This is a genomic window from Streptomyces sp. ISL-43, assembly GCF_018614195.1.
GTDB lineage: Bacteria > Actinomycetota > Actinomycetes > Streptomycetales > Streptomycetaceae > Streptomyces.
Window position 1 is genome coordinate 18,159 of record NZ_JAGGOT010000102.1, and the last position, 10,320, is coordinate 28,478.

Annotated in this window: 12 protein-coding genes and 2 pseudogenes; 7 read left to right on the forward strand and 7 right to left on the reverse strand. The window is 66.8% G+C overall.

The window, feature by feature from the left end:
• Positions 1-300: 300 nt before the first annotated feature.
• The 3 genes and pseudogenes from J7F03_RS38980 to J7F03_RS38990 form a co-directional block, all read right to left on the reverse strand.
• Complete coding sequence (locus J7F03_RS38980; protein ID WP_214957952.1) at positions 301-861, reverse strand: SMI1/KNR4 family protein; 561 nt, start codon at positions 859-861, stop codon at positions 301-303.
• A gap of 81 nt (positions 862-942) precedes the next feature.
• Positions 943-1,341, reverse strand: a complete 399-nt coding sequence (locus J7F03_RS38985) for a ribosomal protein L7/L12 (RefSeq protein ID WP_214957953.1) — start codon at positions 1,339-1,341, stop codon at positions 943-945.
• A 181-nt stretch (positions 1,342-1,522) separates the two neighbouring features.
• Positions 1,523-1,810, reverse strand: a pseudogene (locus tag J7F03_RS38990) (DUF6009 family protein); the annotation flags it as partial.
• A 322-nt stretch (positions 1,811-2,132) separates the two neighbouring features.
• On the opposite strand from J7F03_RS38990, the gene J7F03_RS38995 reads away from it, so the two are divergent.
• The 6 genes from J7F03_RS38995 (at position 2,133) to gyrB (ending at position 6,789) form a co-directional block, all read left to right on the forward strand.
• Positions 2,133-2,273, forward strand: a complete 141-nt coding sequence (locus tag J7F03_RS38995; RefSeq protein ID WP_214957954.1) for a hypothetical protein — start codon at positions 2,133-2,135, stop codon at positions 2,271-2,273.
• Between the two features lie 71 nt (positions 2,274-2,344).
• On the forward strand, positions 2,345-2,566 hold the full coding sequence (locus J7F03_RS39000) for a hypothetical protein (RefSeq protein WP_214957955.1): 222 nt from the start codon (positions 2,345-2,347) through the stop codon (positions 2,564-2,566).
• Between the two features lie 57 nt (positions 2,567-2,623).
• Positions 2,624-3,043: a hypothetical protein gene (locus J7F03_RS39005; protein ID WP_214957956.1), complete on the forward strand. Its 420-nt coding sequence runs from the start codon at positions 2,624-2,626 to the stop codon at positions 3,041-3,043.
• A 216-nt stretch (positions 3,044-3,259) separates the two neighbouring features.
• Positions 3,260-3,571, forward strand: a complete 312-nt coding sequence (locus tag J7F03_RS39010; protein ID WP_214957957.1) for a hypothetical protein — start codon at positions 3,260-3,262, stop codon at positions 3,569-3,571.
• A 157-nt stretch (positions 3,572-3,728) separates the two neighbouring features.
• Positions 3,729-4,133, forward strand: coding sequence for a transposase (locus tag J7F03_RS39015; protein ID WP_308380144.1), 405 nt, complete (start codon positions 3,729-3,731; stop codon positions 4,131-4,133).
• Positions 4,134-4,746: 613 nt separating this feature from the next.
• The gene (gyrB, locus tag J7F03_RS39020) at positions 4,747-6,789 is read left to right on the forward strand and encodes a DNA topoisomerase (ATP-hydrolyzing) subunit B (protein WP_214957958.1); all 2,043 of its coding nucleotides are present in this window, start codon (positions 4,747-4,749) and stop codon (positions 6,787-6,789) included.
• Positions 6,790-7,527: 738 nt separating this feature from the next.
• On the opposite strand, the gene J7F03_RS39025 is transcribed toward gyrB, so the two are convergent.
• From J7F03_RS39025 to J7F03_RS39035, 3 genes and pseudogenes are all read right to left on the reverse strand, one after another.
• A complete protein-coding gene (locus tag J7F03_RS39025; RefSeq protein ID WP_214957959.1) occupies positions 7,528-8,013 on the reverse strand; it encodes a hypothetical protein in 486 nt (161 codons plus the stop codon).
• The gene (locus J7F03_RS39030) at positions 8,010-8,753 is read right to left on the reverse strand and encodes a winged helix-turn-helix domain-containing protein (protein ID WP_308380145.1); all 744 of its coding nucleotides are present in this window, start codon (positions 8,751-8,753) and stop codon (positions 8,010-8,012) included. The genes J7F03_RS39025 and J7F03_RS39030 overlap by 4 nt, the downstream gene beginning before the upstream one ends.
• 456 nt (positions 8,754-9,209) lie before the next feature.
• Positions 9,210-9,347: pseudogene (locus tag J7F03_RS39035) on the reverse strand (transporter); the annotation flags it as partial.
• Between the two features lie 20 nt (positions 9,348-9,367).
• Between J7F03_RS39035 and J7F03_RS42860 the strand changes: the two are divergent.
• Complete coding sequence (locus tag J7F03_RS42860) at positions 9,368-9,724, forward strand: hypothetical protein (RefSeq protein WP_374104453.1); 357 nt, start codon at positions 9,368-9,370, stop codon at positions 9,722-9,724.
• 166 nt (positions 9,725-9,890) lie between these two features.
• Here J7F03_RS42860 and J7F03_RS39050 read toward each other — a convergent pair whose 3' ends face one another.
• The gene (locus J7F03_RS39050) at positions 9,891-10,271 is read right to left on the reverse strand and encodes a DUF6193 family natural product biosynthesis protein (protein WP_214957960.1); all 381 of its coding nucleotides are present in this window, start codon (positions 10,269-10,271) and stop codon (positions 9,891-9,893) included.
• Between the last annotated feature and the right edge of the window lie 49 nt (positions 10,272-10,320).

Sequence of the window (10,320 nt, forward strand, 5' to 3'; positions counted from 1 at the left end):
CAGCCTGCGGCCGGGTTCATGCTGGCTGCGGCCCGCCCCGGCGCACTCAAGGCGGGCGACGGCCCGCCCGCCAGCGAACATTGGCTCCCGGTCCTGACTGCGCTCCGGATCGCCGAGACGATCGCCGCCGCGGTGGGCGGCGCGTAGCCGCAAGGGGGCGGGTCCTGCCCATAGCCCGCCCCCGTCCTCGTCGGCGGCGGACGGCAACCGCGGGACAGAACACGGCTGCCAGTTGCGGCGATCGTGCGGCGGCGGACGAAGCCCCGACGTACCGGCCAGGGATGGTCCTCAGCTCGCGGGTCACTCCGACGGCAGGTCCCAGCCGTCAGGGTCCTCGTGCCACCGCCTGACCCAGTCCAGGAACGTGGTCCCGTCCCGCTCAGCATCCTCTGGTCCGGGGAGGGGCAGAGCGCCGATCTCGGAGAGGAGCCAGATCCGCCCGCGCTGAAGCCCACTGACCACCAGGAGCCAGTACACCGGGCCGCCACCGGCCCCGAGTACCACCGATCCATGCCGGTACACGCTCTCCACCAGCGGCTGGACCTCTTCGGCACCCCTGGGATCTTCCTCCCAGAACCAGGCCTCGGTAAGCGGGAACTCGGCAGCGGCATCGCGCGCTCCAAACGACCAGTCACCAGGGAGCTGGTCCAACGGCAGCAGACCGCCATCATCAGGCGGACCGAGCGAAGACCCATCAGCCAGCACCGCCACGAACGTCCGATACGGCTCGGGCAGAACCAACCCCTCGGTTCTCTCCCAGGCATGCACCGCGTCCCAACCCAGCGGCGGCTCACGCCACTCCATCGGGAAGACCTCGGCCAATAGCTCGGTAGCCGCCCCCACCCCCGCTTCATCACTCATTCGGCCAGAAACATCAGCACGCACCGACAACCAACTCACAGGGGTGACCAGGCAAACAGCCACCGACGTTCAGCGGCAAGCTCAGAGCGCGACCGGTGGGCAACTCGTCCGGCAGGCCTCGGCGGACCATGGCCCCTCACACGGGGCCGGGTCGAGGGGGGCGGCCCCCCGCGTGAAGGTGCGGTCGCACCAGTTGCACAGCAGTGTCGTGTGGGCGCCCGCGTCCTCAAGGATCCTGGCCGCCTCATGTGCGACTTCGAGCTGGTGGGGTTCCGTGACCGCTACTGGCGCGCTGTCGAGCAGAAGTTTGCTGTTCCAGAGGCTGAGGCCGGTGACCGTCCGAATCGCACGGACCGCCTCCACCTTCCGGTCTCCTGCCCCTGTCAGCAGCACACTAAATGCCGGCTTTTCCACACACCCTCCCCGGCCACCCCAAGCAATCCCGGCAAGTGAACCATCACCGCAACTGCTGCTTGTCATGGCGGGTCGCAATCAGGCCCAGCAGGCTCTCGATGGGCCCAGATGAGGATGGCTGCGAGGTGGAGTGCGGCTTGGTAGGCGACGTCGAGTTTGTCCGTTCGCATGGCAGATGCTCGAGTTCTTCCCGGACGGAAGCCCTCCTGGACCGCCCATACGTGCCGGGGTGCGTACGTACGAGGCTTCACGCCGTCCTGACGGCTGCCGCCACATCGAGGCCGCCTTGGGAGCGGGGCGTCTTTACTCCCGCCCGGCGTGGCTCGACCGTTCGTGGGTCGATCGCTTCGCCGGGCGCCCCTTGGTGGTACACGCCGTCGGGGTCGGTGTCGCGGTCGTGCGGGAGTAGGAAGAAGACCCGTCGGAGCTGGAGACCGCTGTCGGGGTCGGCTTCGGCATGTTCGTCGAGTTCGGTGTAGCCGACCATGCGTCCGTCGCGGGCGTAGCGGGGCTTTCCGCGGCGGCGGGCTGTCTTGCGGGCCGGCCGCGTGGGACGTGACCTGCGCGCCGACGTCTCCGGTGATGGAGTACCCCAGGAGCAGGTGGAGGAACTGGACGGCCTCCAAGCCCTGCCTGGGCTCGGCGCAGCTCGATGCCGTTCGGTAGGGCTGGGTTCGATGGGGTCACCCGGGCCTGTTACCACATCACGCCGACCGGCGAAACCCCCACTTCCAGAGGTCGCATGCCTCCGGGCAGCGGCGTTAGCGTCGTTCCGCCACGACAGGTCTGAGTCAACTGACCTTAAAACACGAAAGATTGACGCACTGTCATCGAACACCTTGCACCCAGGAGCCTTAATGCACGTACGCGAGATGGCAGCCCGGATGGTCGCGGCGGCCACGGTCCTGGCAGGCGCAATGATCGGCACTGCCGTCTCCGCCCATGCGGCCGGCGGATGCTGGAACGGAGGCTTCAACGTCAACAGCGGGGGCGACTAAACGTACCGTGCGTACATGTGCCACAACCGCTCCGGTGCACCGGTGCACCGGTGTGGTCGGCGACCAGGGACATGAACTATCCCAACACCGTGGTCGGTTACATGTACTCCAATCCCAGCTGCTTCGCTTGCAGGATCGACAACGGTCAGCACAACGGCAACGACATCCATCCGTACCGGCGGGCTGCCGACCCAGGCCGACAAGGCGCGTGGGGCTGGATGAAGTACACCGACATCTCCTCCGAGACCAATCCGGTGCCGTCCTGTGAAGACTGCTGGTCCGGCCGCCTCTAGCCACACCGCTCCCGTCGCACGGCCTTCTCGGCGCCCTTCACGTCACCTGGAGAATCCATGCAATTCCGCGCTGCCACGACCGTACGGAACACCGTCGTGCTGCTCACGGCCCTGTTGCTCGCGCTCGCGGCGAACGTCTCCCTCGCCGCACCGCAGGCACATGCCTACAACAAGTATTGGATCACGACGTTCACCCAGGCGAGCGGATACCCGAACACGGTCTGCGGAACGAGCAACGGACATCCGTGCGGACCCAACGGCTATCTCTACGCCGGAAGCAATTACGTCTTCTGCCGGGCTTGGGGAGCCGAAGTCAACGACGGCCAGGGAAACTTCAACCGTTGGTGGCTGTGGACCGACCTCGACACCCCCGCCGGCAGCCAAGGCTGGGTGTCGGCCTACTACCTGTCCGGCCAGGGGAACGATCAGGCCGACTACTGGAACGGGAGCCGCTGGGTGGCCCTCCCGAACTGCTGACCCAAGATTGACGGCAACCCCGGCGGAATCGGGGTTGAAACACCACACCGACCTCCCTGGAGCGCAGATCCGACACCGCACGGGCCGAAACGTGCTGTCCGGGAAGCGGGGGCGGCGCACAGTATCACTCTCGTCTCAGTACAACACTCCACAACCAATGGGGGATCCATGAGGGCCAAACGAGCCATACTCAGAACCGCTTCCACACTCGCCATGGTGTCCGCGCTCGCGATGGGGACCGCACTGTCGGCACACGCCGCGAGCTACTCCGTCAGCTACGGGGCCAACTACGCGACCTATGACACCTCGACCCAGCGGTTCGAAGTCTGCGATATGGAACGAGACGGCAACGAGGTCTACATCTACTTCGGCAATGGGTACGGCAGTAACGAAACCGGAGAGTACGCCGACTACAACGGAAGCCAGGGCGGCTGCGGCAACGGAAGCGTTGGATTGTACAAGTACATGAACATCTGTGAAGACAGTGTCGGCTGGGACGAGTGCCGCTCAGTGACCCTGAAGCCGTAAGAAGCCGTTGTCGTACCCCGATCGAGAATGCTGATCGAACAAGGATCTCCCGGCGGGGCGATCGCGGGCCCGTCGGTCCATGAAGGTTGATGAGGGGGCCCGTTCGATCGGACGGGGCCCCTCCTTGTTGTTCTCCATGCGGCCTCCAAGCCTTGAGGTGTTTTCAACCAAGATCAACCTGCCCCAGGCGTCCGCGGGCGTGGCCCGCCAGTACTCCGGGACCTTGGGGAAGGTCGGCAACTGCCAGATCGGGGTCAGCACCCATGCGGGCTCCGACATTGCTTCGTGCCCGCTGGCCTGGCGTCTGTTCCTACCCGCCCCCTGGGACGGACCGGACGCGGCAGCATGCCCGGAGGCCTGCCGGATCCCCGAAGACGAACATCACCAGCCGAAATGGCGGCTCGCGCTGGACATGCTCGACGAACTCGCGGGCATCGGACTGCGGCCCGCCGCGCTGGTCGCGGACGCGGGTTACGGCGCGAACGTGAACTTCCGCCACGGCCTGGAAGACCGCGGGCTGGGCTACGTCCTCCAGGTGTCGGCGTACTCACTTACGACCTGATCCTGCCCAACGCGGCCGACTGGTCGAGATCCACGACAACCTCGTCCGCCGGATCGCCGGATCGCCGAAGCCGCGGAGGAGGGTTGGCTCGGCGAGATCGAAGGACTGCGTGTGAGCCTCGCCGGCGCCGCGAGCAAGATCAACCAGATCGATGTGTCCGGCGCTCAGCGCTCGACGTTCCTCGGCCTGCCCAGGCGGGCATCCGACCGACCGGCTTCGGCATCAGTCTGCGGGAGCCCCGACGGCGCGGATCTGCGATGACACGTGGGGGAACAGGCATAGCCGTGTGATGTTGAAAATAGCTGGTTCGGCGCGCTGCGCAGATGACTCCAGAAGGCCCAGAGTGGGCACTGGAGGGCATTTGAGTCCACCAAGGTGGGGGGATTAACCAACCCCCGAGTTCGGGCACCACGTGGCTAACTAGATGGCCTCCTGCCCTAGTTACCGTTCTCTCGATAGGTACAGTTGGCTGTGCCTTGGTCGCGGAAAGCGGCGAGGCTGTGGCCTGAGGGTGGGTATCCGCCTGCCTGGGCTTCTTCAACCATCAGTGACCGATCGCTGCCGTGCGTGTGCGCGGCAGCGTGGTTTGTCGTGCCCGAACGGGAGCGTTTCCTTGACCGATTCCGGTGTTCCGACCACAACCGAAGCCGCCAGCCATGCCGAGGGTGAGGCCACCTCGGGTGCCTACAACGCGAACGCGATCACCGTTCTGGAGGGTCTGGACGCGGTCCGCAAGCGCCCCGGCATGTACATCGGATCGACCGGTGAGCGAGGACTGCACCACATGGTGCAGGAGATCGTGGACAACTCCGTCGACGAGGCGATGGCCGGGGTCGCGGACCGGATCGACGTGACGATCCTGGCCGACGGCGGCGTGAGGGTCGTCGACAACGGCCGCGGCATCCCGGTCGGCGTTCACCCCGGTACGGGGCGGCCGGCGATCGAGGTCGTGCTGACCATCCTGCACGCCGGCGGCAAGTTCGGAGGCGGCGCGTATGCCGTCTCCGGCGGCCTGCATGGCGTGGGCCTGTCGGTGGTCAACGCCCTGTCGATGAGACTGTCGGCCGAGGTGAAGGCGGACGGCTACCGGTGGAGCCAGATCTACGAGCACGGGGTGGCGACCAGCCTGTTGACCCGGCACGAGGAAACCTCGCAGACGGGTACCTCGATCACGTTCTGGGCCGACGGCGACATCTTCGAAACCACCGACTACTCCTTCGAGACGCTGTCACGGCGGTTCCAGGAGATGGCGTTCCTGAACAAAGGCCTGACCCTGACCCTGACCGACGAACGGCCGGCGGCGCGGGTGACCGCCACGGCGGACGAGGCAGGGCCGGACAACGAAGAGGAGCAGGTCGCCAAGGCGGTCTCCTACCGGTACGACGGCGGCATCGTCGACTTCGTGAAGTACCTGAACGCGCGCAAGGGCGAGCCGGTCCACCCCACCGTTATCGACATCGAGGCCGGGGACGCCGGCCGCCTGCTGTCGGTGGAGATCGCGATGCAGTGGAACAGCCAGTACACCGAAAGCGTGTACTCCTACGCCAATACGATCCACACCCATGACGGCGGCACCCACGAGGAGGGTTTCCGGACCGCGTTGACCACACTCGTCAACCGCTACGGTCGCGAGAAGCGGCTTCTGCGGGAGAAGGACGACAACCTTTCCGGCGAGGACATCCGCGAGGGCCTGACCGCGATCATCTCGGTGAAGCTCGGCGAGCCGCAGTTCGAGGGCCAGACGAAGACCAAACTGGGTAACACCGAGGCGAAGACCTTCGTCCAGCGGGTGGTGCACGAGCACCTGTCGGACTGGTTCGACCGAAACCCGAACGAGGCCGCGGACATCGTGCGCAAGGCGGTCGCCGCGGCGACCGCGCGGGTCGCGGCGCGCAAGGCACGGGACCTGACCCGCCGCAAGGGACTGCTGGAGTCGGCATCACTGCCGGGCAAGCTGTCCGACTGCCAGTCGAACGACCCGACCAAGTGCGAGATCTTCATCGTCGAGGGCGACTCCGCCGGCGGCAGCGCCAAGTCCGGCCGCAACCCCGAGTTCCAGGCCATCCTGCCGATCCGCGGCAAGATCCTGAACGTCGAGAAGGCCAGGATCGACAAGATCCTCCAGAACACCGAGATCCAGGCACTCATCTCCGGGTTCGGCACCGGCGTGCACGAGGACTTCGACATCGACAAGCTCCGCTATCACAAGATCATCCTGATGGCGGACGCCGACGTCGACGGCCAGCACATCAGCACTCTCCTGCTGACCTTCCTCTTCCGCTTCATGCGACCCCTCATCGAAGGCGGGCACATCTACCTCTCACGCCCCCCGCTGTACAAGATTAAGTGGGGTCGGGACGACCTCGAGTACGCATACTCCGACCGCGAGCGTGACGCCCTGGTGGCCGCCGGACGCGAGGCCGGCAAGCGGGTCAAGGAAGACTCCATCCAGCGGTTCAAGGGCTTGGGCGAGATGAACGCCGAGGAACTGCGAGTCACCACCATGGACGTGGACCACCGCGTCCTGGGCCAGGTCACCCTCGACGACGCCGCACTCGCCGACGACCTGTTCTCCGTGCTCATGGGGGAGGACGTCGAGGCCCGCCGCTCCTTCATCCAGCGCAACGCCAAGGACGTCCGCTTCCTCGACATCTGACGCCGCCCACCGAATCCTCCCACCATCCCACCATCACGGGCTCGGCGTGCGGTGTGCTGCCGCCGGCCGAGTGGGCGTGACGGCGGGGTCCGGATCGGAGCGGTCGGGTGGTGGTCTGCGGCTCTCCCCGTTGCTGCCCCCGGTTCACGGGGTGTGCATGTCCAGGGATGCGGCGATGCTGCTCTGGGTGATCCCGGTGCCGGTTGCGGTAACTGGGTGTGCGGTATGGCGGGCAAGGCCGCTTGGTAAGAGGAACCCCCGGCGAGTTACCCCGGCCGGGGATTCATCACCGAAGGCTCGACTTTCCGCCTGGATCCGTTACAGGGCGGTGCAGATCACTGTTGCGACAATAGTTCCAGAGTTATTGAGGCCGGTGTACTTGGCTTGCACTGCCCAACCCCTCTCATCGCCGTTGACCGTGCTGTCATGAACGTAGAAGTTGTCTCCGACGAATTCCCAACCCCCGCCTGTCGGGACCTGACCCGATGGACAGTTGGCGACGGCCGTACCGTAGCGTCCTCGATCTACGGTCACCGGCCCGCTCCTGAACACGCGGTGGGGAGCCAGCTTCACTGCCGGGCTCTTCCCTTCCGGTTGGCTAGCGGCCTCCTGGGCGACTGCGAAACCAGAGCCGGCCATGAGCAGCGCACTGAGCGTGATGGCAGGAATTCGAAGACGTCGCATCGCTCTCCCTCATTCAATCGACCCCGCTTGACGCATTCCCCACACGCTCCTTTACTACCGCTGCGTACCTCGTTCGGCCCAATCAAGGAGCGGACGGCCGACTGTCAGGACGACCCCGGTCTCCGCTCTGATCAGGACCTGGAATACTCGGACCGCAGCGTCCGCGTCGAGGCTGGCGAAGACAGCGGCCATGCGTACCTCGGCGGGCTGGAACGGGTCCAGGACGGTGGTGGCCACCGCCGCGCCGCTCTGCGGGTCGAGCCGGGCGATCCCGGCCAGGACCTCCGCGCGTACCGGTGGTTCGGATTCTCCGTCCCAGCGCAGGTCGAGGGCGGGCAACGCTCTCGAGGTCGCGCGGGTGTGGGACACCACCCAGGCAGCGGTCCGGCGGATGTCCGGCTCCCCTGCGGCCAACAACGGCAGGAGCAGCGGGAGCTGTTCGGCCACGGTTTCCCGGACCGTGGCTGGTGCCACGCCGTGCTCGTCCCGGCTCTCGGCCATGCCGCCGAGCAGTCCCAGTACGTCGGCTGTGCGGCTCATGGCTCCGTCGTTGTGCCGGTCTTCAACAACGCCAGCCCCAGAGGGGTGATGAGGTGCAGCACGGATCCGCCTCGGCGGCTGGTGGTGATGAGGTCCGTGTTCCGCAGCACCGTCGCGTGCTGACTGGCCGCTGCGGCCGAGACGTTGAGGCGGCGTGCCAGCTCGGTCGTCGTGCAGCCCTCCGCTGTCACACGCAGCGCGGCAGCCCGTGTGCGGCCGAGCAGTGACTCCAGGCTCTGGTCGGAGGAGCCGGCCGGTTCGACCAGGCCGACACCGGTCAGCGGCCCGCGCAGGGCCGGCACGGTCAGCCGGGGCGGCTGGGCGGTGTCGAGCGGGTCCCACAGAAAGCTCACCGCTCGCGTTGAGAAGACCCTGGGCGTGATGATCAGTCCCCTGCCCTGGAGACGCACCTCGGTCCGGCGCGGGTAGGGAGCTTCCAGCACGGGCGGACGCCAGCGGACCAGTGGTGCGCAGAGCGAGCGCAGCAGCAGATCGATGCCTCCCTCAAGCATCAAATTCGCGTAGCGGGTGGACAGCGCGACTAGTTCGGACCGCACCCCGTGCCAGTAGGGCTCCACGGTCAGCCGATGGCAGGCGCGCACAGCCTCGGCGAGCTCCTGCCGCGCGTCGCTATCCCCCTCGGACACCCTCCTGGCCCACGGCAGGTGTCCGGGATGGAAGTCGAGACCCTCGAATTCACGTCGCAGCCGGGACGTGGGTACATGCAGGAGATTGTCCACGGCGTGATCCAGCGAGGGCACCTCACCCATCAGGGCCAACAGGTCGAGCCCCGGGCCGCGTACCGGAAGCAGGGACGTCAGCGGGCGCGTGTCCGCTCCCATCCGGCCCGCGACTGCTGACCGCCACGAGCGGAAGTGAGGGTCCCGGCTCCCTCTCAGCAATTCCAGGCTGTAGTAGGTCTCCGCCGCGACTCCGATCGTCGCGGCCACACGTGTCCGCGCGAGGTCTTCCGCAGTGAAGTGAATGCGTAACACCAGCCGGCCCCCTGCCACAGCGGTAGTGCGAGTCTGCGCACTCCCAGCATGCCCCAGCTCGGCGCACCACACGGGCATCTCCCGATCACTGCATCGCACGCGGACAAGCCGGCGTCAAAGAGAGTCTTTGTCCCGCCAGACCGTCATGACGAGAGGCAGCAGACCACGACAACTCCACAACTTCACGCCCGCCCCCGCCCGCTACGCCGCCGCATAGCTCACGCGGAACAGGTCCTGGGCGCGCTCCAGGTCCCGCTCGGTGCGCAGCCGCGCCTCCAGGTCGCCCGTGCCGTGGTGGCCGAGCTCCGTCACGTCCCGAGTGGACCCGGGCACGTCGTCGGGCAGGCCGAGACCGGCCAGTGCGCTCTCCAGGCCGTCGATGGCCCGGGCGGTGGGTTCGAAGTAGCGGTGGAGGTAGTCGGCGGTGGCTTCGTCTGGGGCGCCTTCGGCCAGGAGCCGCCACTGCTCGCGCTTGCGCCGCCAGTAGAGGAGGTCGGCGCCGGACAGCACGAACTTGTCGAAGTTGTGGCAGTCCAGGTTCCAGGGGCAGGCGCCGCCCTCGACGACGACGCGTTGGAGGACGTCGTCGAGGTCTTCCCGGCATCGGCAAGGTTCGGGCCCAGAAAACCCTCACCGAACTGGAGATCTCCGAAAGCCGCCGAGTGCGCGGCCTCGGCAGCAACCAGAAGGAACGTCTCTTCGCACCGCAAGGCTGACCTGCGATTGCCCCACCACGTGAGGGGGCCCGGCGATGCCGCCGGGGCCCTCTCACTGTTCAAGATCAATCTCACGTACTGACTGTTCCGTTGGTCGCCAAGGCCGTAACTCCCCATGCATATCTGCAACGTTGGTTTCCGTGGACCCCTGACCTGCCGAGGCGCCTCAGGAGGGTGGCCGGAGTGGCAGGCCGAGCGTGACCGGCCCGAGGCCGGACGGTAGATGACGCACAGCCAGGGCCACGGCCTCGGGCGCAGTGGTGAACACACCGAGGTCCGGGGTGATGAAGCCGTTTCCCACCCCGTACGTGCCGTCGCTGCCCGCGGTCAGGCACGGGCTGCCAAGAGTCAGGCTCGGGCGGGTGGTGGTCGAGAAGCGCAGCGCCCAGTGGCTCGTGAACGGGTAGAGGGCGTGCAGTGCCGGCTCGGCGTACGCCGCCTCGATCAGGGCTTGGTACTGCTCCTGCCAGGAGTACTCCAGTTCGCGCGCCTCCTGGAGCATGCACTGCCACTCGGATTCCACCAGGCGCACAGGGTCTAGGTCCAATGCTGGTGATTTAGGCCGGGGCGTGCTGGGTGATGGTGGCTGGTGTGGG